We start from the raw sequence: 23,221 nt of genomic DNA, 5'->3' as shown, positions 1-23,221 counted from the left end.
CAGGTACTAAAAAGGGGAGTTTATGATGTCAATTTATCCAACATTAACGAATAAAACGTACGTCGTCATGGGGATTGCCAACAAGCGCTCGATTGCATGGGCGATTGCCAAAACGCTTGATGAGGCAGGGGCGAAGCTCGTGTTAACGTATGCGGCAGAACGATTCAAATCGGGTCTCGAGTCACTCGCGAGTGAGTTGAAACAAGAAGCGATTCTACTTGAGTGTGATGTGACGAATGACGAAGCGATTGATTCAACATTCCGTTCGATTCACGAACAAGCTGGCGAGATTCAAGGAATCGCGCATTCGATCGCATTTGCTGACAAAGAAGCATTGCGCGGTGAGTTCTCAGAAATGACACGTGGTCAGTTCGCGCAGGCATTAGACATTTCAGCATATAGTTTGACGGCAGTTGTGAAAGCGGCGAAGCCTTACTTCGCACAAGACGCCTCGGTGATCACACTCACTTACCTCGGCGGCGAGCGTGTCGTTCCGAACTACAACTTGATGGGTGTCGCCAAAGCGGCACTTGATTCGAGCGTCAAGTATTTGGCGAACGAATACGGTCCACATGGTGTGCGTGTCAATGCTATCTCGGCGGGGCCGATTCGTACATTGTCAGCCAAAGGGGTTGGTGATTTCAACAGTATCCTTTCTGAGCTTGAACAGAAGGCGCCATTGCGTCGAAACGTTTCGGCGGAAGAAGTAGCTTCGACAGGCCTCTTCCTCCTCTCGGGGATGGGAAGTGGCGTGACCGGCGAAGTCATTCACGTAGATAGCGGATACCATATTTTATAAGTTTGGGGAATGGCGCAGTGATGCGCCATTTTTGTATTACCTCGTGAATAAATCGGGTAAGGACCTATGAAGGAGGTCAGATCATGGGTCCCTATCAGATTGATTTTACTGTCGTACAATACGTCAACCGACAAGTCCAGCCATCAGGTCGAGCAAGCATCGAACCGGTGACACGAATCAAACGTGTCCAACGAATCCGACCACGACGTGAAGAATGGCTTGAAGAAGAGCAAGAAAAAAACCCCGGTCGCTATGTCGACCGGAGCATATAAGGTTAGCCTCGGAAACGGAACGTCTCATAGACGTTCCATGTTTCATTTTCGAGTTCATACATGACGGCCATGCGAGTGATCGTCTCTTCGAAATGAACCTGCTCCATACGCATACGTTCGAGGACGTCGAACAGCTCGGCATCGGTCAAATCTTGACCAATCGTGATGTGCGGCAAGAATTCATATTTCGGTGTTTGGTTGAGCACACCTTCATGCAGTCGTTGCTGAAGAGTCGACAAATCACGTGTCGGTAACACTTTTAAATACAAGACATTGTTCGTCGGTGCGAAAGACCGGACGCCATCGACTTTCAACTGAATCGGTTTAGTCGAATCCGCAACTTGTTGCAAGTACTCGAGTACTTTCGGCAAGTCTTCTTCTGACACCTCTGTCCGCTCTTTAATGGTCACGTGAGGTGAAATCAACGCATATTTTGTGTCATAGCGTTTTCGATAAGAGTTCGCAAAATCTTGCACTTGTTTAGACGGAAATAAGACTACCCCAATCTTCATTCCTCTTCCCCCTTTAATCGTTTAACCTACATGTTAATGATGACCGATTTAATGTGGGAAGTCAAAGCAGGGTTCGTCTTTTTTCAATTTTTCAGTATAATGGTTATATCATATAGAGAGACGATGACTCTCTGAACGAAGGGATGTGAAGCGGGATTTCGATCCTGCGCCTATTATGAAACACGTACCACACTCACGTGATGTCCGAGAAGCGGCTCGTGCTCGTTTGCTCGAACGCGGGGTCACAATTGAATCGATTGCTGAAATCGTATACCAGATGCAGGCACCCTATTCGCCGCATCTTTCTCTAAAAGATTGTATGGATTCTGTCGAGGCGGTTCTTGATAAACGTGAACTACAACATGCGATTCTCGTGGGATCAGAGCTCGATATGTTGGCTGAAAAAGGGCAATTATCTGAACCGCTTCTGTCGATTATCGCCTCAGACGAAGGTTTATTTGGAGTGGACGAGACGATTGCGATCGGTGCCGTCAACACATATGGTTCGATTGCCGTTACGACTTTCGGATACTTAGACAAGGCAAAAATCGGTATCATCAAACAACTCGACACGAAGATGGATGATGGGCAAGTGCATACGTTCATGGACGATCTCGTCGGTGCCATCGCTGCCAACGCTTCAGGACGATTGGCGCACCGGTTACGAGATATGGTCGATTTCGGAGAAGAAGAGATGCGTGAAAGAAAAGGGTTGTATTGATGAAGTGGACACCGCAGATGGTGGTCATCACCGGGACGGTCGCATATGTGATCGTGTCGGTGTTTGTCGTTTTAGGGGCGGTCGATCCGATGAACACATTCGTATATGAATGGTTACAGCCGCTACCGGATCGAGTGTTTGCCTACGTGACAGAGCTCGGGAGTGCACAAGTCATTGTGGGACTCTCCATATTAGGATTGTTGTTCTGGTATTGGCGTGGGGACCGTATCGAAGCGTGGCGCCTAGCGCTCGTCGGAATCGGGACACTTCTGTTTACTCAAGTGCTGAAGCTCGTCTACGGAATCGACCGACCGCTCATTGATGCATCACTCGATGCAACGACATACAGTTTTCCGAGCGGACATGCCTCAGGATCGCTTGCACTATATGGATTGACAGCTTATGTACTGTATCGAAAGAAACAGTCGAGAGTCGTCATCTTCATTCTCTTGTGCCTCGTCCTTGCGGTCTCGCTCAGCCGAGTCATCTTAAACGTTCATTACTTTAGTGATGTGCTTGGCGGTTGGCTCGTTGCGTTGACGATGATTGCATTGTCTGAATGGATCATAAGGAGGAGAACGGTTTGATCGTTGTGGTAGATGTAGCAAAATGGTTATTCGTTCAAAAGAAAGAAGCTGATGATGCATCAGTTCCCACGATATTAGTGGAAAAAGATAGAGAAGGGGCGACATGGTTCACCTCGATGAAAATTTTGTTCCAGTTAAAGAAATGGACGGGTCGACGTCGTTTTGTTCCCCTTTTACTGTGTGATGAGCACACCTATCGTTCATATGAAGTTTTTCATGTCGATGCTGTGCCGTCGTTGGCTCTACTCGACGGGGGGCGGACGTTACTAGTGGACAATAAACGAGATGAGTCATTTGATGTTGTGATACGGGAAAGCGGATTGGAAACAGAAAAATCGATTTTATTGTTCGCGCTTCAGTATATTGAACAGATGACGAATGAATCAGTCGTTTTTGCCGGAGATGAGTCGATTGAGGCGACGCGGATCGTCCCGACAGCATTGTTGGATAAGGCGGACCGCTTAGAATCAGGACGTCGTCTATTTGAATGGATGCATGATGAAGACTTACGTAAGGAGAATCAACATGACTGATTGGGAAATGACATTTCAACAATTATTGGACGAACAAGTGGATGAAGTGAACGTGCCACGCGAAGATTTTTTATCCGTTCGAACCATTTTGATTGAGAAAGGCTGGCTCTTTCAAGTAGTAGGAGAGGCCAAGCATGGTGGCGTGACGATTTATCGCAGAAACCCGGTCACTGCGAATTCATAATGGCAAGAGACGAATGAATATAAAGATTCACTCGTCTCTTTTTTATGCATTCATGAAGAGACAGAAGTTTGTGGGCGAAGTTCCCAAAAGTCAGTCGTAACCGCTTACATTTTGTGATTGATTTCGTTTTATACTACAGGTGTAGGAGGCCTCTACTATGCAACTGAATGAAAAAAGTAAACGAATCTTAAATGTCATCTTGCATGAAAAGCAAATGACACTAGACACCTTGACGATGATGCTTCCATATTCTCGACGGACAGTCGAATATGAATTGGAACGTATACAAGAATGGCTCGTCGGAAACGGACTATCGAATTTGAAGATGGACGGAACAAAAATAGAATTGACCGTGACAGAGGCGCTAATCGAGCAAGTCGAGCGCGCCGAATTAGTCTGGTCAGAAGAAGAACGAGAGCTTGTCATCACGCTATTCGCGATGACCCAAGTCGAATTTCTATCCAGTTTTCATTTTCAGCACCTATTAGATGTTTCCAAGTATACGGTCCAAGAAAGTTTGAACACCGTTAAAAAGCAGGCGGCCCAATTCGGGATTGATTTTTCTTATACGAGGAAAGAAGGATATCGGTTCAACGGTCATCTCCAAACGGTCGCATTATACGTGTACCGAACAATTGAACAATTGCTTGAGAAGTCAACGTTCGCTCAATTACTCGATTTATGTTTCGATTCTTGGCAAGTTGAGTTTATGGAACGGATCGGACAGATTGAACATTTTGAAAACTTGAATCAGTTTCAGTTTGTCGAAAGCCATCGTGAAAAATTAGCATATTTTCTGATGATTGGGTCTAGGTTATCACCTGACGCATATGTTCAAGATGACGATTCCTGGTTGACAGAAAAAGTCGATGCATCAATCCGAGACAATTTTGAAGATGTTCCACAGCTGTGGGAGACATTGATGATGTTAATTCAAGGTGGTTCAAAAGTGTCGGAAGAAATGGATGAGCTGGTACAGCAAAATCTTGCGTCTATCATGATTGAGGTGATTGAGCGCTTTGAAGGTTTGAGTTGTACACGTGTAATCGAACGCGAAGCGTTATGTGAAAAACTAGTCCTCCATGCGAAAGCGACGCTCAATCGTGTCCATACCGAAATTATGCCGTCAGATGAATTGGAACGATATGTGATGAAGGAGCACCGTGTACTAAATGTAATTGTCGACCGCTCTCTCGACCCGATTCGAGACCAAATTCAGACGAAAATTCCAAGTTCAGAAGTCATGTATTTCACTCTTCATTTTGCGGCCCATCTTCATCAACAGGGGCAACATCTAGATGAAAAAATGAAAGCGATTGTCGTATGTCCAAGCGGGATTAGCGTTTCGCATATGCTCGATCACATTTTGAAAAATCAATTTCCTGACTTTGTATTTCTGCCACCAATTTCGCAACGGGATGTCTTGGAGTTTGCACCGCTTGTCGATTTGATTTTTACGACGGTGCCATTGCCGCTAGTGGTTCAACAACAAGCACACGTGACACTTGTTCCGACACTACCGACAAGGCTAGAACAGCTTGCCTTAAAGCGCCAAATCCAACAGCGCTTCATCGCAAATGGGAGCGTCGCCCGAATGGAAGTCGCAGATATTCTCGAAGTGGTGAAGAAATATGCAACAATCCATCAAGAAGCGCAACTAAGAAAAGAATTGAAACATCTGCTACAAGATGAACCGATGAAAGATGAATGGAAAGGGGGACAACCCGTGCTAAATCAACTCGTAACAAAAAAAGAAATCCAACTTGACGATCAAGTATCGGATTGGCAGGAGTCCATTCGTCTCGCGGCCAAACCACTTGTTGATAATGGAACAATCGAATCTCGTTATGTTGAGACGATGATTGAGAACGTCATAGAACATGGTCCGTATATCGTGCTCATGCCACAAATTGCAATCCCTCATGCGAGACCGGAAGATGGTGTAAATCACCTTGGGATGAGTGTGCTGAAGTTAACAAAACCTGTATTCTTTCCTGGAGAGAAACCGGTTCGTGCTTTCTTTGTCCTAGCGGCAATCGATCAAACGACTCATTTAAAAGCCCTTGCACAGTTGACCGAGCTATTAGGAAATGAACAGGACGTGTCACTTCTTTTAGAAGCAGACACAGTAGACGATATTGTTGAGGTACTCAATCGCTATTCAGAGGAGGAAGAATAATGAAAAAGATTTTAGTGGTATGCGGTAATGGATTAGGCTCGAGCTTTATCATGGAATTGAACGTAAAAAAAGCACTCGAACAAATGGGGAAAGAGGCGGATGTCTCTCATACAGACCTGGCGACGGCACGAACTGAACCAGCAGATATTTATCTCGGAGCTCAGGATATCATCGGAACGTTAGATGATGGTTCAAAAGAAATCGTCGCACTCGAGAACGTGATGAATATTGAAGAAATTAAATCAAAACTAGATGGAAAAGTTTAAGATAGATGAAATTTTATTAGGGGGGAACGCTCATGCTTGATTTGATTATGCGAGATATATTGGGGACACCTGCCATATTGGTTGGACTGTTCGCTTTGATTGGGCTCGTTCTACAGAAGAAAGATATTGCTTCAATCGTCTCTGGTACATTGAAGACAATCATGGGGTTTGTGATTATCGGGGCGGGTGCCGGCGTCATCATTGCGGCACTCGACATATTCGGACAGATGTTCGACGAAGCGTTCAGTATCCGAGGGGTCATTCCGAACAACGAAGCGATCGTTGCGGTTGCGCAAGATGCGTTTGGTGTCGAAACGGCAATGATCATGGTGTTCGGTATGGTTATGAATATCGTGCTCGCACGTATCACGCCATTTAAATACATCTTCTTGACAGGTCACCATACGTTATTTATGGCAAGCTTACTAGCAGCAATTTTATCCGTATCAGGACTCGATGGTACGTTATTGATCATCGTCGGATCGGTATTGCTAGGACTCTGTATGGTCTTATTCCCGGCACTCCTTCAACCTTTTGTACGTCAAATTACTGGCTCTGACGATTTTGCAGTTGGACATTTCGGGTCACTCGGATACTTTGTTTCAGGGACAATCGGAAAATATGCGGGAAACAAAGAGCATTCAACCGAGCAGATTCAAGTACCGAAACAACTTGGTTTTTTACGTGATACGTCGGTAGCAGTTTCGTTGACGATGACCTTACTCTTCGTGGTCGTCGCAATCTTTGCCGGTCCTGCGTTCATTGAGACAGAATTATCAGATGGGTCGAACTATATCGTCTTCTCTATCATCCAAGCCATTACTTTTGCAGCGGGCGTGTATATCGTACTTGCGGGGGTTCGCATGTTGATTGCCGAAATCGTACCTGCCTTTAAAGGGATTGCTGATAAGATGGTTCCGAACGCAAAACCTGCGCTCGATTGTCCGACAGTTTTCCCGTTTGCACCAAACGCTGTCATTATTGGATTTCTTGCAAGTTTTGCCGCTGGATTATTTTCGATGTTTCTATTACCGTTGTTTGGTTTGGCGGTCATCGTCCCGGGTCTCGTACCTCACTTCTTTACAGGAGCGACAGCGGGAGTATTCGGGAACGCTACGGGTGGACGTCGAGGAGCGATTCTTGGATCGATTGCTAACGGAATTCTGATTAGTTTCTTACCGGCTTTGTTACTTCCGCTATTAGGGAACTTAGGTTTTGAAAGTACGACGTTTGGAGACTCTGACTTTGCTATTGTGGGCATTCTAGTCAGTTGGCTCGTTTCATTGTTCTCATAATGTGAAAAATGAGGTCTTTCTCCCATATGGAGACAAGACCTCATTTTTTTACGCGTTCGAAGCGAGTTTGATTTTTTGTCGTTTCATCTTGTGTAGTAACCAAGCATAGAGGACTTCACAAGAATTGTGAGGAAGGATCAGCTCCACCAAAGGGTGAGCGTGACCAAATATAGTGAAGCGCGAATGGTCTTCGTCGAGCAGAGAGACTTGAATATCCGTCGCATCCTGTAGTGAAATGCGCTGTTCTCCTGCGTGAGCATCTTTAAGTTTCAGCATTTTTCCATTCGTCGCAAACTTGGTGAACGATGAGACTCCTTGTACTTTCAGTTGTTCCATTTCGTGTATCTATCCATCGCGTGATGAATAGATTTTCACCTCGCTTTCTCTATATTGCCTTCCATTCCTCCAGAAGGTTATTCCTAGTATAACGCCTCGTTCGAAAAAGAAAAGTGTTAATTTAACAAAAAATTAAGACAATTTGTTATCAATTTTTAAGAATAGCGTTCAACCCTGTCTAGCATAGGAATAAGGTTGAAACAATCGGTCTGAAAATAACAAAAAAGAACCCCGTTTTCAGAGGTTCGCATCTATTGGCTACATGTATGACCTTATAATCGCTCAATCTGCCATGTACGACGGCGATACAACAACTGTCCTTTTAAGGCGATGGATTCTTTCTTCGCATCGAAGTCCTCTTCAAGAACGGACATGTCTTCATAGCGACCCGCTACATAGAATGAGATGACGATTTGGCGATTGAACAAACTGCGTTTCGTATGATCGAAATCGATGATCAGACCTTGAGGTGCCAACTCGAGTAATTCATCAATGACAGGAAGTGGAATCGGAACAAAACTGATGTTACGAATATCACGATCAAGTTTACTTTGCAACATGTTTTGAACGAAACGATTGATTGTCGACCAATCGCGAATATAAAGACTGCTATGTCGATCGTTTGCTTCATTGAAGAACACAATCTCATTATCGAGCGAATCCAAGAACGGCTTCTTGATTCCGCGTTCCATATGACTTAAAAACAAGATTTCTGCAATTTCATGATCGGACAGAGTTTCGAGCGTGTTGTAGTCCGGAAAATCGATCGCTGTGAATGTTGTTTGGTTATTCAAATACTTAGACGAGAACGAAGATAGTTCATGCGCTTCAATATAACGAAAACGCGACCTCGAGGATTGTCTCATCCCTTTGATATCCGTTCGACAAATAATCATCGGTCTCGTCACGGAAAGCGCTTCTGTTACATCCGCCAACGTCACACCATGGAGTGTGAAGCGTTGGACGTCCCGGTCTTGCTTCAAATAAAAGAGTTGTTTTGACATATGGTATCCCCTCAGTTTGACATACTACGATTATAGTAGCAAAAACACATGCTTTCCGCCATCTTGAGACGGTACCAGAGGGTTGAGTTCGATACATTTGGGAAAATAGAAGTATAATTGAGGAAACGAATAGGAAAGGCGGGTTCCACATGTGGGGATTAAAACGGAGTTTTCCTGAGCTCGCTACGCCCCGGTTTATCCTGCGAGAGCTAGAACCGCGTGATGCTAGAGCACTATATACCATTCTATCCACTGAGGAAGTGATGCGATATTATGGGTCGGACCCGTTGCTTGCCGTCTATGAGGCGAAGAACGTGATCGCTTACTTTAAAGATCAATTTCAGCAAGGGAAGGCCATTCGCTGGGCGATATGCGATCGGATGACGAATGAATTGGTTGGAACGATTGGATTCCATAATTGGACGCCCCAATATTATCGCGCCGAAATCGGGTTTGAGGTTTCCCCTCACTATTGGAGACAAGGGGTGGCTTTCGAAGCCGCTTCAGCTGTCATTCAATACGGTTTTGAAGAATTCAAGTTTCATCGAATCTCTGCGTTGGTCGCACCAGGGAATGAAGGGTCGAATCGACTCGTTCAAAAATTGGGATTTATTGAAGAGGGACTTCTACAAGATTATGCATATAGCCATGGTCGATTCATGGATTTGACTATGTATCGGCTACTCAAAACAGAATGGGAAGAAAAGGAGCACTCGATGATATGAAAGCACTCGTATTGTTACATGGGTTGTGCGGTTCTCCAAAGTACTTTGAACAATTGGAACCGTTATTGAATGCCGAAGTCCACACGCTCACATTACCCGGTCATGCTGGGACGGACGTGGGGCCGGAAACGATGGATCATTTTGCGGACTGGGTCATCGAAGAAATTCGTCTTCGAGGCCTTGAGCGTCCCCTTGTATGTGGGCATTCTTTCGGAGGCTACGTGACGACTAACCTCGTGCGTCGCTATGGAACAGAAATATCAGGATTTGTATTGATTCACTCGACGGCTGCCGCGGATATAGAAGCGGCGCGGGAGAAGCGAAACGGTGCCATTCATCAAGTCATCGAAGAAGGGGTCGAGCCGTTTATTGACGGAATGATTCCAAATGTCTTCTCAAGTGATTCCGACCCGGCGCTCGTTCAACAAGCGATTGCAATCGGATATGAGATGACGGTCGAGGGAATCGTGAGCGCGCAACAGGCGATCCGGGATCGTGAAGACGAAGTGGACACCGTCGAAACGACTCACCTCCCCGGCCTATTCATTTACGGCTCAAAAGACCCGAATATGAATGAGGAGCGGGCGTTTTTAGGTGCGTCACGACATACTAAAGCAATCGTTCCGTTCAGTCATATGGGGATGATGGAGTCCCCTGAAGAAGAAGCAAAAATCATGAACGAATGGATGCAGGAGGTGGATCATGGAAAAGTATAAGTTAATCGCTATGTCAGGAAGTCTTAGAAAGAAATCTTTTAATACCGCTCTTTTGCATTCGATCATTGAACTGGCTCAAGATGATTTCGACATTGAAGTCGTCTCCATCGAACTTCCACTGTTCAATGATGATTTGATTGATCCAGATGAACCAGAGGTTGTGGCTACTTTGAAGCAAGTCGTTCGGGAAGCTGATGGATTATTGATTGTCACCCCCGAATATAACCATAGCATCCCGGGCGTCCTAAAGAATGCGATCGACTGGCTTTCGCTCGAGCCAGGGACGCCACTTCGGGATAAACCGGTCATGATCGCCGGGGCCTCGCCTGGCATACTTGGAACCGCCAGATGCCAAATCCATCTCCGACAAGTATTTGCCACAAATCGTGCAAATGTTTTACCGGGAAATGAAATTTTCATCACGCATTGTAAAGAAAAGATTGATGATAGTGGGTTGCACGATGAGAAGTCGATTAATCAAATTAACAAAACATTATCGGAATATCGTAAATGGATAGAATTTTGGAAGCGTAACACAAAAAATTAACTTGAAGTCGCTCATGTTGTTTGATAGAAAGGAATTGTGAAAACAAACACAAGAGGAGCGACACCAAAATGGAAACTTACATCGAACTGTACAATGGCGGCGAATTAGGTGATCGGGCGGTAATGAACGATGGGATGACATTTGGACGAATGACGATTGTTGAATTGTTCTATCAATCCAATCATATTTTTGGTTACGTGAAAGAAGATGGTGAAAAACGTTTCTTCCTTGAACCGATTTCAGAGGACGACACATTTACTGTGGATGGGACGACGTATTCACTCCAACAGTTTATCGCGTTGTTTTAAGTAAAATAGAGGATTGATCGAACGCAAGCGACTCGCTTGCGTTTTTTTGTCATTTTCGTCACGATGAAAAGTGAGGTGATGAGGATGAAACTAGTAGCAATCGAACCGACACCAAGTCCGAATAACTTGAAAATCATTGTGGACCCTCCGTTCGAAGGGAGAGGCATAACGTACGATAAAGCGAGTACGGATGCCCCAGCCATCATTCAAGAAATCATTGGGCTTCGAGGCGTCAAATCCGTTTACGCCGTGTCTGATTTTCTCGCTGTCGAGCGACATCCGAAACATGATTGGCATGACGTCATGAATGAAATCCGACGGGCGTTCGGGGAACAAGTTGAGGAAGTCGAATCCACAAAGATGGATACGGACTATGAACCAGTCCATGTATCCGTCCAGTTCGTGCTCGATGTACCGATGCAATTAAAACTCGTCAAAGGGGACGAAGAAAAACGAATCGGGCTGTCGAAACGATTTGTCGATGCAGCGATGGAAGTTCAAGCACAAGTGAAGAATGTCATTCAAGACCGTCGTTGGGTAGAGCAAGCCCCACGCTATGGTGAATTGGATGAAGTCAGTGTCATCGCGCAAGAAGAATTGGAAGCGGCGTATCCTGAAGAGCGCATCGAACGGATCGTGGCCCGTGCGTTTGGTCGTGAAGCAGATTTTGAGGCAAACGCGAACCATTTGCAGTCGGAAAATTGGAAAGATCGGATGGCATTCCTGGATGAACTCGAAATCCATCATGAGAATATGCCCTATTTCCGTCGTGCCTTGGAAGATTCCGTGATGGCAATTCGTCGACAAGCGGTCGTCATGATCGGGATGTTTGAAGAACGACGTGAGGAATATGTCACATATATTGAACAAGCTTTAGTGGACGCTTCTCCTATTGTGCGACGAACAGCTGGGGATACGGTCTCCGATTGGGCATTACCTCAGTCACAACCTTCAATGATTGAGGCGCTGAAAGATAAAAACAAACTCGTACGTTGGCGAGCGGCTCGTTTCTTATTCGATTGTGGAGATGAACGGGCTGTACCTGCCTTGTCAATCGCGGAGGAAGATCGCGAGTTCGAGGTCTCTTTACAAGCGCGACTTGCGAAAGAGCGGATCACGAGCGGCGAGACAGCACTCGGGACGGTATGGCAACAAATTTCGAACCGCTCGAAATGAGGTTTCGTTCGACATGTGTCGAATCATTTTGATTTACAATTTAAGGTAAAGAGGAGCATCTGCATTGCGGATTGCTCCTTTTTTTCACAAAAACACATGCACATTTCCCCAATTGACTAACATTTGATGTAAACGTTTCGACAATAGGTAAAATGTCATTGTTATGCTGTCGAACGATAGGACATATATCTTGGTTTCAGATTGGTACACTAGATTTATCACAGATGAACAAAGGAGCCATACTTATGATATTGTTTGCAGAAACGCCTGAACTTGTAGCTTATAAGGAAGTAGTAGGAGAAACGATGGTCGTCACGTTTGAATCGATGCACAGTGAGACGTTCTCTGTCACGGCTCAAGTCCGGTCTGATCTCGATATCGCAGATTCATTGTTCATGACCGGTTGGCAACAATACATGGAACAAACTAAAGTTTCGTAAAAAAGGTAAATAATATAAGGGAAATCATTACAAACGTCTGCACATTGTATACACTAGTGCTATAGACGTTTTTTATTTTGTTGAGGAGAGTGGGATCCATGAAGAAAACTTGGTTGCTCGCCGTAGTGACGGCAATCTTATTAGTCGTAGCGGGATGTGGGAAAGAAGAGGCGAAACCGAGTCAAGTAAACAGTGATTCGTCTGAACCACCGGCTCCATTGACGCTCGACACGGAAATGGCATACGATTCAGTAGCCCAAGCATTATCAGCAACAATCAAAATGACGAACCCAAATGAGGAAGCCGTGGATGTGACATTCAATACGTCACAGCGCTATCAGTTGATTATCAAACAAGGTGACAAAATCGTGTTTGATTATGGTAGCGAATTTATGTTCACGGAATCGATTATCGAAGAAAAGTGGGCAGCGGATGAACAAAAGATCTTCGATGAGGTCTTCCTGTTAGATGAATTAGAGGCTGGCGAATATTCGGTCGAAGTGATTGGGCTCGGTCAAGTTGATGGGGCACCTGAAATTGCTGTGACAGATGAGACGACGTTCACGGTTGAATCTGCTGCAACAGAAACTCCGGATGAAGGTACATCAGAAACACCGGAAGAAACACCAGCAACAGAGCCGCAATCGGACGGTGCGTTCCGCGATGTACAAATTGATTTGAATGACACGATGATTCAAGTGAGCGGGTATACGGATGAAGTCGAGTTCGAGTGGTCTGTGTCAGACGGACACAATATTTACGCTCAAGGCGCAGCCGAAGTGACCGGCGGTGGCTTCACGTTTGGGGTATTGCTCGATGAAGCACCGGCGAAAGATCAACCGTTGTTCTTAGAAATGACACCAATCGGTGGAGAGGTCACATCATTTAAAGTTCAATAAAGCCATGGCGGAAACTGTTGTTTCCGTCTTTCTTTTTGAGACGCTAGTTGACGGGGTATAAGGATTATCAGACAATAAAACAAAATGAGAGCATAGTGGGAGGGCAATCCATGCAACAACATATCATTGAATCAACACATGTCAAACCGACCATCAACCCGAAAGAAGAAATTCGTCAACGCATCGACTTTTTGAAAGCATATGTGAAACGAGCCGGTGCGAAAGGACTCGTCCTAGGTATCTCAGGTGGGCAAGACTCAAGCCTTGCCGGAAAGCTATGTCAACTCGCCATGGAAGAGCTTCGTGAAGAAACGGGTGGCGAGTATACATTTTATGCGATCAGATTGCCATATGGTGAGCAACACGATGAGCATGACGCGCAACTTGCGCTTGAGTTCATTCGTCCGGACAAATCGTTCACTGTCAACATTAAGCCTGCTGTTGACGCATCGGTTGAAGCGTTTAACCGTGCAACGGGTCTCGAATTGAGTGACTTCCATAAAGGGAATACGAAGGCACGTGAGCGGATGAAGGCACAATACGATATCGCGGCAACATTCGGTGCCCTTGTGGTCGGAACGGATCATGCTGCGGAATATGTGACAGGATTTTATACAAAACACGGTGACGGAGCTTGTGACCTCACACCGTTGACCGGTTTGAACAAACGTCAAGGGAAAGCACTTCTCCATGAACTTGAAGCGCATGAGCGTGTGATTTATAAGGTGCCGACGGCTGACCTTGAAGATGGTCGCCCTGGACTTCCTGACGAAGTCGCACTCGGTATGACGTATGATCAGCTGGACGACTATTTGGAAGGGAAGACAATCGACCCAACAATCGCCGAGCGAATCGAGACAATTTTTAAACGTTCACGCCACAAGCATCACATGCCTGCCTCGTTGTACGACGAATGGTGGCAATGAAAAAAGGAGGAGCTGTCTCGAGACAGCTTCTCCTTTGTTGTCTTACGCTTTCTTAAGCGGTACGAACTGAACGATCAGGATGCAGGTAAAGGCGATAAAACTGAGGAGTGGGATGGTGACGAATCCAAAATAGTTGACCCAACGAATCAGGCAGTCGTTCGTACAGAAGGCTTCACCGTTCGGGATACGTTCTAAAATAACGTGATACAGACTGATACACCATCCGGCACCGGCCATAATCCCTACGAACAAGCGGTTGACGTCTCGTGCAGTCAACATGATAGTCAAGTAGTAGATGGCTAGTGGATACATAAAGATGCGTTGGAACCAACACAACTTACAAGGTAAAAAGAGCATGATCTCTGAAAAATAAAGGCTGCCGAGCGTCGCGACGGTCGCAACGATAAAGGCGAAATGATGACGTTGCATCAGATTTCCTCCTAACAATCAAATTGATGATTAAACATGATATGATACATTGAAACAAATACTTATTCAGTATACAATCTTTCAAACGATAGAGAAACAGGTGACGTGATGCAAGTTTCGGAAGTAGAAGTGTTAATTATTCTTGCGGAAGAATTGAATATGCGGAAAGCAGCCGAGCGGTTGTTTGTCTCACAACCAGCGCTCAGTCAACGGCTCGTGACCATCGAACATCAGTGGGGAAAGAAGATTTTCGTTCGCTCCACAAGAGGGCTCGCATTGACGCCAGATGGGGAGAAAATCATCGAGTTCGCCAAAAAGATGTACAGCGAAGAACAAGAACTGAGGGGTGAACTGACTGCCAACCAAGGGGAAGTGTACGGGACGTTGAAAATTGCCGTCGCCTCTATCATGGGACAATATTGGTTACCCAAGGTATTGAAGACGTTCGTTGAACGCTATCCGTCTGTCCGTGTCAAATTGGTCACCGGATGGTCGAGCGAAATGATGCGTTATATGCTCGAAGAGAATTTTCATATCGGAATCATTCGAGGGAATCCTGATTGGCGAGGAGAACGGATGAAGTTGTTCTCCGATTCCTTGCATTTGGTCGATCTAAAAATGACCGACCTCTCCCAACTAAAAAACAATGAGCGCTCGTTTATTCAATTCAAGAGTGACTCGACTTATTACCAGGAAATATTAGAGTGGTGGCAGGAACGGTTTTCGAGTCCACCTCTGACGACGCTGGTCGTCGATCAAATCGAGACATGCAAACAGATGGCGTTACACGGAATCGGGTTCGCGATTCTCCCTGAATCGACCATCAAAGATGTGAATGAGATGAATAAGATTCCATTGACGTCGTCGGGTGGTGTGCCACTCGTACGGGACACATGGATGCTTTCGACAGAATCGATGTTGGAGTTGGCGCAAGTTCAAGCGTTTTGGAAGATCGTTGAAGAAATTACGAAGGAGACTGAATGATGAATTGGGCAATTGAAGCGAGAAGACAGCTGCATTTAATTCCGGAAGCCGGATATGAAGAGTTCAAAACACAAGCGACACTTGAGCAATTGATTCGATCGCTCGATTCACCACGTGTTCACATCACACACTGGCGAACAGGTCTTTTCGTCCGGGTAGATGGTCTCGTCGGTGAGAAGACGATTGGATATCGAGCTGATATGGATGGACTGCCCATCACGGAAGAGACGGGGCTAGAATTCGCATCGATTCACGAAGGAATGATGCATGCATGCGGACATGATGTGCACATGTCGATCGCGCTTGGGTTAATTAAACGAGCGGTCGAGGAACCGCTTAACCATCACCTTGTCGTCTTTTTCCAACCGGCCGAAGAGGGCCCGGGAGGAGCCGAACCGATGGCGAAATCAGAATTGTTCTATCACTTCCGGCCGGATGCACTGTTCGGCTTGCATGTCGCGCCTGAATATCCTGTCGGCATGGTCGCTTCAAGACCGGGCGTGTTGTTTGCGAGTGCGCGAGAGCTTCATATCACCATTCATGGAAAAGGGGGGCATGGTGCTTTCCCTCACGCAGGGATTGACGCTGTTATCGTTCAGGCCGCCCTCATCATGCAACTGCAAACGATTGTGTCACGGAACATTGACCCGATGGGAAGTGCGGTCGTCAGTATCGGAAAAGTCGCAGCAGGAACGAAAGAAAATATCATCGCTGATACGGCCAAATTGGATGGGACGGTCCGTGCATTGTCCGACAAAGAAATGGTCGTGCTTGAAAGCCGGATTCGTCAAATCATTGCCGGTGTCGAGATGACGTATAACGTTCAGATTGACCTTGAATTTGGTAATCGCTATCACGAGGTCGTCAATGACGAACGTTACCTCTATCAATTCGAGGAAGCGGTGGAAGAGGTCGGCTATTCTTATAAAACGTGTGTCCCTGCCATGACGGGTGAAGATTTTGGATATATGTTGAAACAGGTCCCTGGATTCATGGTTTGGTTAGGCGTAAACGATATGGGATCAGGACTTCATCAATCGACACTCAACCCGGATGAACGTTCGATTGAAGTAGCCATCGATTTATTCGACCACTACTTCCGTAATGTCATGATTCAATAACACGAAGCGGTCTCGATTGAGTCCGCTTTTAGTGTGCCCGAAAAGGAGTGAACGAGGGTGAAAAAGGGAAACATTTATTCATGTAAAGCGACGATTTTGTGGCGATTGCTCAAATGTGAACATTTTGCGAACTCGAGCATTGAGACATTACAGCGCAATATAAAATCATTATGATGTAAGTATCGAAGGGTATTCATCTGTGATTGTCGTTTCATACATGGGTTCGAAGCGATAGAGAGAGATAGGAGGTAATCAATAGATGTTTCAAGATCCTGTCCTGATGAGTCGAGCATTGACGGCACTCACATTAGGTTTTCATGTGATTTTTGCCACACTCGGCGTCGGGGTTCCACTTTTAATTTTATTGGCAGAATTTTTAGGAATACGTAAAAAAGACCCGAAATACACGCTCATGGCTCGCCGTTGGTCGCGTGGCTATGTCGTGACGGTAGCAGTTGGGGTTGTGACAGGTACGGCCATCGGTCTGCAGCTTTCACTTCTCTGGCCGAATTTGATGCGCGTTGCGGGTCAAACGATTGCGCTCCCGCTTTTCATGGAAACGTTCGCCTTCTTCTTTGAAGCGATTTTCCTTGGTATTTACTTGTACACGTGGGATCGATTTAAAAATCCGTGGCACCACATGCTTCTCGGGATACCGGTTGCAGTCGGTGCATTGTTCTCAGGGTTCTTTATCACAACGGTAAACAGTTTTATGAACCAGCCTGTAGGGTTTGATATTGTCGATGGTCGATTGGCAAATGTCAGCCCACTCGAGGCGATGTTCAGTCCGGCTATGCCGACTAAAATGGCACACGTGTTGACTTCAGCTATTTTAACATCCGCGTTCATTCTAGCTGCGATTGCAGCCGTTCAGTTGTTACGTCAACGTCGAAATCAACTCGACAAGATGTCGATTGAATATCACAAGAAAGGTCTCCGTCTGACGATGACGGTCGCTTTGATCTTTGCGATTGCGACAGCGCTCGTCGGTGACTTCTCAGGTAAATATTTGGCTCAGTACCAACCAGATAAATTAGCCGCGGCAGAATGGCATTTCGAAACCTCCTCCGAGGCTGAATTGATTTTGGGTGGATGGTTAGAAGATGATGGTCAAGGTGGCTATGAAGTCCGAGGCGCCTTGAAGATTCCTTACGCGCTCTCTATTCTTGCAGGTGGAGTCCCGAACTACGAGGTGACGGGTCTCAATGAGTTTGCGAAAGAAGATCAACCGCCGCTCTTCGTTCACTATCTATTTGATGCGATGGTCGGAATTGGGATGCTTCTCGCACTCATCTCCTTCCTGTTTGTACTCGGCCGCTATATTAAACGTTTGAACCAGTTCAGCAAGCCGATGCTCTTTGCGATTGCAGCCGGTGGACCGCTAGCCATGGCAGCGATTGAGTTTGGGTGGTTCTTCGCTGAATTTGGTCGTCAACCTTGGGCGTTATATGAGTTAATGCGTACGAGTGAGGCAGCTACGACTTCAGCGAACGTCGGTTGGATGCTTGTCGCTTTCGCGATCCTCTACGCGGTACTTGGAACAGTGACTGTGGTTGTCCTATCACGCCTGTTCAAAGAGAATCCGGTAGGGAAAGAACTAAAACAATCCGAGCATCGTGGTGAAGCGATGTTTGCGGATGAAGTGTGATCGGAGGGTATGACATGCAAATTCAAGAATTAGGGATTGCCGTCTTATGGACGTTCCTATACGGCTATCTCATCGTCGCATCGATTGACTTCGGTGCAGGCTTCTTCGCTTTCTATAGCCGCTATACGAAACGTGATCACTTAGTGAACCGACTCGTCAAACGGTATTTGTCACCGACATGGGAAGTGACGAACGTATTCTTCGTTTTCTTCTTTGTCGGGATTGTCGGATTCTTTCCGGACACCGCTTATTACTATGGTACGGCTTTGCTCGTTCCGGCGTCTGTCGTGTTAATCTTGCTTGCGATTCGTGGTAGTTTTTATGCGTTCGCTAACTATGGCTCAAAGGAAAGCACGCTCTATGTGTTCCTTTATGGAGCGACGGGATTACTCATCCCAGCTTCGATGTCGACGGTACTGACGGTCAGCCAAGGAGGTTTCATCACGGAAACAGAGAACGGGGTCTTCTTTGACGGAGCGAAGTTGTTCACCAACTTCTACTCCTGGACGGTCGTCATCTTGGCGATTGTCTCCGTCCTCTATATTAGTGCCATGTTCCTCTTGTTCTACGCGGACAAGGCACGTGACCAAAATGCCGTCGAACTCGTTCGGAAATGGGCTCTATTCTGGAGCGTCCCGACGATTATCGCATCGGGTCTCGTTTTCTTTGGATTGAAGTCGCAAGCTGCGTGGCATTACGAAAGCATCCTAGGAGGGAACTGGTGGTGGTTCGCGATGAGCTTCTTGTTCTTCGTCATCGCCGTCTCCTTCGTGTATATGAAACGAAATTACGGGATTGCCTTCTTGATGGTCATGGGGCAGTTCTTCATGGCATGGTTCGGATACGGATATTCTCACTTACCTTACATCCTGTATCCGTACATCGACATTAATGGAAGTGTCGTCAACGAGTCGATGGCGGTGGCGCTTGTCATCGTGTTCATCTTAGGATTGCTCCTACTCGTTCCGGCACTCTACCTCTTGCTCCGTTTGTTCTTGTTTGACAACGACTACGTACGAGGGAAACGCTCGAGTGGAAAAGCATAATGGCGAGAACGGGATTTCCTTTATTTAAAGGGAATCCCGTTTTGTATTTTGTATAGAGTTTTGAAGTGGAATCAGTTACACTGAACGAAGAATCAAGAAGTGAACATGTGTAGGAAAGGGATGTAGCATCATGACAGGTGAATTTGCAGTCATCGGATTAGGACGATTTGGTGGGTCGATCGTCCGTGAATTGTCTACAAATGGATATGACGTCCTCGCCATCGATTCAGATGAGGAGCGTGTCAATGAGTTTATGGGATTGGCAACCCATGCCGTGATCGCCGATACAACAGATGAAAATGTGTTGAAGAGTTTGGGGATTCGTAACTTTGAACATGTCATCGTCGCCATCGGGGAGAATATTCAAGCTTCTATTTTGACGACGTTGATTTTAAAGGAACTTGGTGTTCAAATCATCACGGTGAAAGCAACAAACGATTACCATGAAAAAGTACTTCGTCGAATTGGGGCAGACAATATCGTCCACCCGGAGCGTGACATGGGCGTTCGAATTGCGAATGGATTGATGAGCCAAAGTATCCTCGACTACCTCGAATTATCGAATGAACATTCGATTGTCGAAATAAAAGCATCGGACAAGTTATCTAACAAATCACTCATCGATTTGGACTTGCGGGCGAAGTACGGGGTGAACATCGTGGCGATTCGTCGCGATGATGATGTCCTGATTTCTCCTCAAGCGGATGAGATGATTTTATCGGAAGATATTTTGATTATCATCGGGAAGGATACCGATTTGGATAGACTAGAGCGTACACTTCGTTCGAGATAAAAAAAAGACCTTTGGAGCGATGCCGCGATCGTTGAATCGATTGATCCAACTCGACGGTTTGACTCCAAGAGGTCTTTTTTAAATGAGTTTCATCGCTTTCAAGCCGTACTCGATTCCATCTTCAAGGATGGATTTCGTGACAAAATCCGCCACGTCTTTCGTTTCGGTGCGACCATTGCCCATGGCGATTCCAGTACCTACATACTGAAGCATGGCCAAGTCGTTCAACGCATCTCCGAAAGCGTACGTATTCTCAAGACGGTAGCCATTGGTCTCAATAAAGTGACGGATGCCATCTGCCTTACTGGCCCCTTTGTTGATCACGTCCATTGCATGAGGATGCCAACGGATAAAATCGAACTCACGGTAGGCGTTGATATAATGATGCTCGTCTTCAGGCGTGCAATACAGTAACGTCTGATACACATCTTCTTCTGTATGGAAGTTCGGTTCGAATGAAGGAATCGGCATGTCGAGTTCACCGAGCGATTGTTTGACGATGGCATCATTCGGTCTTGAAGCACCACCACGGTCTTGTCCCAAATAGACGAGAGTATGATCATTTGAAGCGGCGTGCGTCGTCAATCGGCCGAGTGCATCTTTTGAAAGCGTGTTACGATAGACGATTTCACCTTTATGCACGACAATCTGACCGTTATAGCAAACAAGACTATCAATCCCGACACGTTCTGGGATATCGGATAGCATGGCCGGTCCTCGTCCCGTCGCGATGAATGTCTCGACGCCGTTTTCTCGCAATGCCTGAATTGCTGAAATCGTGGAAGGCGGTATATAACTACCTTCATGTAAAAGCGTGCCGTCAATGTCGAAGAAAACAACCTTTTGATCTTCCATTTGATTCACCATTCTTTCTCTTTATCTAAAAAATATGTTTTCTGAACCCACTAAAAGGATAACACGAAATAGGGAAACTACCACGAATATCACATCGTTAGTGAAATATTGTCATGATATGAGCTATAATGAAAAAAGAATCTTACGGGCATATTCGAGAATCACTTATGTTTCACATAGATGTATTAATAATTGAAGTAAGGAGAGATTAAATGAAGTTTGTTAAGAACCACCAAACAGCCGTGTTCGCATTGGGCGGACTCGGAGAAATCGGGAAGAACACATATGTTGTTCAATTCCAAGATGAAATCATCGTCATCGATGCGGGAATCATGTTCCCAGAGGATGACTTGCTTGGAATCGACTATGTGATTCCTGATTACTCGTACCTGATTAAAAACAAGGACAAAGTAAAAGGGGTATTCATCACTCACGGTCACGAAGACCACATCGGGGGAATTCCATTCTTATTGAAGCAAGTGCAATTGCCGATTTACGCGACGAAGCTCGCGCTCGGATTGATTAAAGTTAAACTTGAGGAGCATGGGTTGCTTCGTGAGGCGGAACTCCATGAGATTGATGAGGATTCACTCATCAAGTTCCGCAAGACGAGCATCTCGTTCTTCCGCACGACGCACTCGATTCCGAACTCACTCGGTGTCGTCGTCAAGACGCCACAAGGGAACATCGTCCATACTGGTGACTTCAAGTTCGACTTCACTCCGGTAGGTGAGCCGGCAGACCTCGCCAAGATGGCGGAAATCGGAAAAGAAGGCGTGCTTTGTCTCTTGTCCGATTCTACAAATGCAGAAGTGGAAGGCTTCACGATGAGTGAGAGCGTTGTCGGTGGGACGATTAGTGAAACGTTCCGGAAAGCGGATGGTCGAATCATCTTTGCAACATTCGCATCGAACATCTATCGCTTGCAACAAGTGGTCGATGCGTGTGCCGAGACAGGTCGCCATCTCATGATTTTCGGTCGTTCGATGGAGAAAGTCATGACGATTGGACAAGAACTCGGTTTCATCAACGTTCCGAAAGGGATGATCATTGAGGCGAATCAAATGCGTCACTACGACCCGAATGAAATCGCGATTCTTTGTACCGGCTCGCAAGGGGAACCGATGGCAGCGCTCAGCCGTATTGCGAATGGTACCCATCGTCAAGTGTCAATCATTCCTGGGGATACGGTCATCTTTTCTTCTTCTCCAATCCCAGGAAATGCCATCTCCGTCGGGAAGACGATTGACCAGTTGTATAAAGCGGGAGCGGATGTTGTCTACGGTAAGTTGACGAACATTCATACATCAGGTCATGGTTCGCAACAAGAGCAGTTATTGATGATTCGTCTGTTGAATCCAAAATTCTTCATGCCGATTCACGGTGAGTACCGCATGTTGAAAAAGCATGCTGAGCTTGCTGAATCGGTAGGAATCCCGAAAGAGAACAGTTTCGTTATGGATAATGGTGAAGTGCTTGCTGTCGACTCGGAGTCGGCTGCGGTCACTGGCAAAATTTCTGCGAACGCTGTGTATATCGATGGGAATGGAATTGGTGATATCGGGAATATAGTATTAAGGGATCGCCGAATTCTGTCTGAAGATGGACTCGTTGTCGTCGTCATCAGCATCGATGGCAAGACGCGCAAACTCGTCTCAGGACCAGATATCATCTCACGTGGATTCGTCTATATGCGTGAATCAGGTAGTCTGATTCGTGACGGCGAACGATTGTTGAAGAAAACCGTCGAACAAGGATTGTCCAATAAGCAGATGAAGTGGTCGGAGATGAAACAACTCGTCTCAGACACCCTTACACCTTATTTGGCACAAAAGACGCGGAGACACCCGATGGTCCTGCCGATTATTATGGAAGTATGATTTGACGGGCTGTAGGAGACTACGGCTCGTTTTTTTCACC

The 23,221-nt window shown here is 46.0% G+C and carries 28 protein-coding genes; 23 read left to right on the top strand and 5 right to left on the bottom strand.

Annotated elements, in window-relative coordinates; translation table 11 throughout:
- The first annotated feature begins 25 nt into the window (after positions 1 to 25).
- Both fabI and KNO79_RS08910 read left to right on the top strand, forming a co-directional pair.
- Positions 26 to 799, top strand: a complete 774-nt coding sequence (gene fabI, locus KNO79_RS08915) for an enoyl-ACP reductase FabI (RefSeq protein WP_074037406.1) — start codon at positions 26 to 28, stop codon at positions 797 to 799.
- 83 nt (positions 800 to 882) lie between these two features.
- The gene (locus KNO79_RS08910; protein WP_015881231.1) at positions 883 to 1,071 is read left to right on the top strand and encodes a hypothetical protein; all 189 of its coding nucleotides are present in this window, start codon (positions 883 to 885) and stop codon (positions 1,069 to 1,071) included.
- 2 nt (positions 1,072 to 1,073) lie between these two features.
- Here the strand turns inward: KNO79_RS08910 and KNO79_RS08905 are convergent, their stop codons facing one another.
- Positions 1,074 to 1,583, bottom strand: a complete 510-nt coding sequence (locus tag KNO79_RS08905; RefSeq protein WP_015881232.1) for a YjcG family protein — start codon at positions 1,581 to 1,583, stop codon at positions 1,074 to 1,076.
- 175 nt (positions 1,584 to 1,758) lie between these two features.
- Here KNO79_RS08905 and KNO79_RS08900 point away from each other — a divergent pair, with 175 nt between their 5' ends.
- The 7 genes from KNO79_RS08900 (at position 1,759) to KNO79_RS08870 (ending at position 7,348) form a co-directional block, all read left to right on the top strand.
- Positions 1,759 to 2,304, top strand: a complete 546-nt coding sequence (locus KNO79_RS08900; protein ID WP_015881233.1) for a phosphatidylglycerophosphatase A family protein — start codon at positions 1,759 to 1,761, stop codon at positions 2,302 to 2,304.
- Entirely contained in the window at positions 2,304 to 2,891 is a 588-nt protein-coding gene (locus KNO79_RS08895) for a phosphatase PAP2 family protein (protein ID WP_074037404.1), read from the top strand. The genes KNO79_RS08900 and KNO79_RS08895 overlap by 1 nt, the downstream gene beginning before the upstream one ends.
- A complete protein-coding gene (locus KNO79_RS08890; protein WP_214691107.1) occupies positions 2,888 to 3,424 on the top strand; it encodes a hypothetical protein in 537 nt (178 codons plus the stop codon). The genes KNO79_RS08895 and KNO79_RS08890 overlap by 4 nt, the downstream gene beginning before the upstream one ends.
- Positions 3,417 to 3,608: a hypothetical protein gene (locus KNO79_RS08885; protein WP_074037402.1), complete on the top strand. Its 192-nt coding sequence runs from the start codon at positions 3,417 to 3,419 to the stop codon at positions 3,606 to 3,608. Before KNO79_RS08890 ends, KNO79_RS08885 begins: the two co-directional genes overlap by 8 nt.
- Positions 3,609 to 3,765: 157 nt before the next feature.
- The gene (locus KNO79_RS08880; RefSeq protein ID WP_214691106.1) at positions 3,766 to 5,787 is read left to right on the top strand and encodes a BglG family transcription antiterminator; all 2,022 of its coding nucleotides are present in this window, start codon (positions 3,766 to 3,768) and stop codon (positions 5,785 to 5,787) included.
- Entirely contained in the window at positions 5,787 to 6,053 is a 267-nt protein-coding gene (locus KNO79_RS08875) for a PTS sugar transporter subunit IIB (protein ID WP_074037399.1), read from the top strand. Before KNO79_RS08880 ends, KNO79_RS08875 begins: the two co-directional genes overlap by 1 nt.
- A 32-nt stretch (positions 6,054 to 6,085) precedes the next feature.
- Positions 6,086 to 7,348: a PTS ascorbate transporter subunit IIC gene (locus KNO79_RS08870; protein ID WP_074037398.1), complete on the top strand. Its 1,263-nt coding sequence runs from the start codon at positions 6,086 to 6,088 to the stop codon at positions 7,346 to 7,348.
- A gap of 48 nt (positions 7,349 to 7,396) precedes the next feature.
- Here the strand turns inward: KNO79_RS08870 and KNO79_RS08865 are convergent, their stop codons facing one another.
- Both KNO79_RS08865 and KNO79_RS08860 read right to left on the bottom strand, forming a co-directional pair.
- A complete protein-coding gene (locus KNO79_RS08865) occupies positions 7,397 to 7,684 on the bottom strand; it encodes a hypothetical protein (protein ID WP_074037396.1) in 288 nt (95 codons plus the stop codon).
- A gap of 272 nt (positions 7,685 to 7,956) precedes the next feature.
- Positions 7,957 to 8,688: a hypothetical protein gene (locus tag KNO79_RS08860; RefSeq protein ID WP_074037395.1), complete on the bottom strand. Its 732-nt coding sequence runs from the start codon at positions 8,686 to 8,688 to the stop codon at positions 7,957 to 7,959.
- Positions 8,689 to 8,837: 149 nt separating this feature from the next.
- Here KNO79_RS08860 and KNO79_RS08855 point away from each other — a divergent pair, with 149 nt between their 5' ends.
- The 8 genes from KNO79_RS08855 (at position 8,838) to nadE (ending at position 14,425) form a co-directional block, all read left to right on the top strand.
- Positions 8,838 to 9,413: a GNAT family N-acetyltransferase gene (locus KNO79_RS08855; RefSeq protein ID WP_015881239.1), complete on the top strand. Its 576-nt coding sequence runs from the start codon at positions 8,838 to 8,840 to the stop codon at positions 9,411 to 9,413.
- Positions 9,410 to 10,129 (top strand): alpha/beta fold hydrolase, encoded by a 720-nt coding sequence (locus KNO79_RS08850; RefSeq protein WP_214691105.1) that lies wholly within the window; start codon positions 9,410 to 9,412, stop codon positions 10,127 to 10,129. Before KNO79_RS08855 ends, KNO79_RS08850 begins: the two co-directional genes overlap by 4 nt.
- Complete coding sequence (locus KNO79_RS08845; RefSeq protein ID WP_159562028.1) at positions 10,116 to 10,676, top strand: NADPH-dependent FMN reductase; 561 nt, start codon at positions 10,116 to 10,118, stop codon at positions 10,674 to 10,676. The genes KNO79_RS08850 and KNO79_RS08845 overlap by 14 nt, the downstream gene beginning before the upstream one ends.
- 68 nt (positions 10,677 to 10,744) lie before the next feature.
- The gene (locus tag KNO79_RS08840; protein ID WP_015881242.1) at positions 10,745 to 10,984 is read left to right on the top strand and encodes a hypothetical protein; all 240 of its coding nucleotides are present in this window, start codon (positions 10,745 to 10,747) and stop codon (positions 10,982 to 10,984) included.
- Between the two features lie 84 nt (positions 10,985 to 11,068).
- The gene (locus tag KNO79_RS08835) at positions 11,069 to 12,160 is read left to right on the top strand and encodes a virulence factor (protein WP_074037949.1); all 1,092 of its coding nucleotides are present in this window, start codon (positions 11,069 to 11,071) and stop codon (positions 12,158 to 12,160) included.
- Positions 12,161 to 12,405: 245 nt separating this feature from the next.
- Positions 12,406 to 12,600: a hypothetical protein gene (locus KNO79_RS08830; protein WP_074037391.1), complete on the top strand. Its 195-nt coding sequence runs from the start codon at positions 12,406 to 12,408 to the stop codon at positions 12,598 to 12,600.
- Between the two features lie 98 nt (positions 12,601 to 12,698).
- Positions 12,699 to 13,499: a BsuPI-related putative proteinase inhibitor gene (locus tag KNO79_RS08825; protein ID WP_214691104.1), complete on the top strand. Its 801-nt coding sequence runs from the start codon at positions 12,699 to 12,701 to the stop codon at positions 13,497 to 13,499.
- Between the two features lie 110 nt (positions 13,500 to 13,609).
- Positions 13,610 to 14,425, top strand: a complete 816-nt coding sequence (gene nadE / locus KNO79_RS08820; RefSeq protein WP_074037388.1) for an ammonia-dependent NAD(+) synthetase — start codon at positions 13,610 to 13,612, stop codon at positions 14,423 to 14,425.
- A gap of 42 nt (positions 14,426 to 14,467) precedes the next feature.
- Here nadE and KNO79_RS08815 read toward each other — a convergent pair whose 3' ends face one another.
- The gene (locus KNO79_RS08815) at positions 14,468 to 14,854 is read right to left on the bottom strand and encodes a disulfide bond formation protein B (RefSeq protein WP_159562030.1); all 387 of its coding nucleotides are present in this window, start codon (positions 14,852 to 14,854) and stop codon (positions 14,468 to 14,470) included.
- Positions 14,855 to 14,962: 108 nt separating this feature from the next.
- Here KNO79_RS08815 and KNO79_RS08810 point away from each other — a divergent pair, with 108 nt between their 5' ends.
- From KNO79_RS08810 to KNO79_RS08790, 5 genes are all read left to right on the top strand, one after another.
- Entirely contained in the window at positions 14,963 to 15,838 is an 876-nt protein-coding gene (locus KNO79_RS08810) for a transcriptional regulator CcpC (protein ID WP_074037386.1), read from the top strand.
- Complete coding sequence (locus KNO79_RS08805) at positions 15,838 to 16,959, top strand: N-acetyldiaminopimelate deacetylase (RefSeq protein WP_074037384.1); 1,122 nt, start codon at positions 15,838 to 15,840, stop codon at positions 16,957 to 16,959. The genes KNO79_RS08810 and KNO79_RS08805 overlap by 1 nt, the downstream gene beginning before the upstream one ends.
- Positions 16,960 to 17,218: 259 nt before the next feature.
- Complete coding sequence (locus tag KNO79_RS08800) at positions 17,219 to 18,607, top strand: cytochrome ubiquinol oxidase subunit I (protein WP_074037383.1); 1,389 nt, start codon at positions 17,219 to 17,221, stop codon at positions 18,605 to 18,607.
- A gap of 14 nt (positions 18,608 to 18,621) precedes the next feature.
- Positions 18,622 to 19,653 (top strand): cytochrome d ubiquinol oxidase subunit II, encoded by a 1,032-nt coding sequence (locus tag KNO79_RS08795; RefSeq protein WP_159562032.1) that lies wholly within the window; start codon positions 18,622 to 18,624, stop codon positions 19,651 to 19,653.
- Between the two features lie 130 nt (positions 19,654 to 19,783).
- On the top strand, positions 19,784 to 20,446 hold the full coding sequence (locus KNO79_RS08790; RefSeq protein ID WP_214691103.1) for a potassium channel family protein: 663 nt from the start codon (positions 19,784 to 19,786) through the stop codon (positions 20,444 to 20,446).
- A 78-nt stretch (positions 20,447 to 20,524) separates the two neighbouring features.
- Here KNO79_RS08790 and KNO79_RS08785 read toward each other — a convergent pair whose 3' ends face one another.
- Positions 20,525 to 21,313: a Cof-type HAD-IIB family hydrolase gene (locus KNO79_RS08785; RefSeq protein WP_201302237.1), complete on the bottom strand. Its 789-nt coding sequence runs from the start codon at positions 21,311 to 21,313 to the stop codon at positions 20,525 to 20,527.
- Positions 21,314 to 21,513: 200 nt separating this feature from the next.
- Here KNO79_RS08785 and rnjA point away from each other — a divergent pair, with 200 nt between their 5' ends.
- Positions 21,514 to 23,181, top strand: coding sequence for a ribonuclease J1 (rnjA, locus tag KNO79_RS08780; protein ID WP_015881254.1), 1,668 nt, complete (start codon positions 21,514 to 21,516; stop codon positions 23,179 to 23,181).
- Positions 23,182 to 23,221: the final 40 nt, after the last annotated feature.

The sequence above is a fragment of the Exiguobacterium sp. s43 genome (assembly GCF_018617255.1).
Lineage (GTDB): Bacteria > Bacillota > Bacilli > Exiguobacteriales > Exiguobacteriaceae > Exiguobacterium > Exiguobacterium profundum.
The sequence above is the reverse complement of the archived record's forward strand: the minus strand, read 5'-3'. Positions and strand labels throughout refer to the sequence as shown.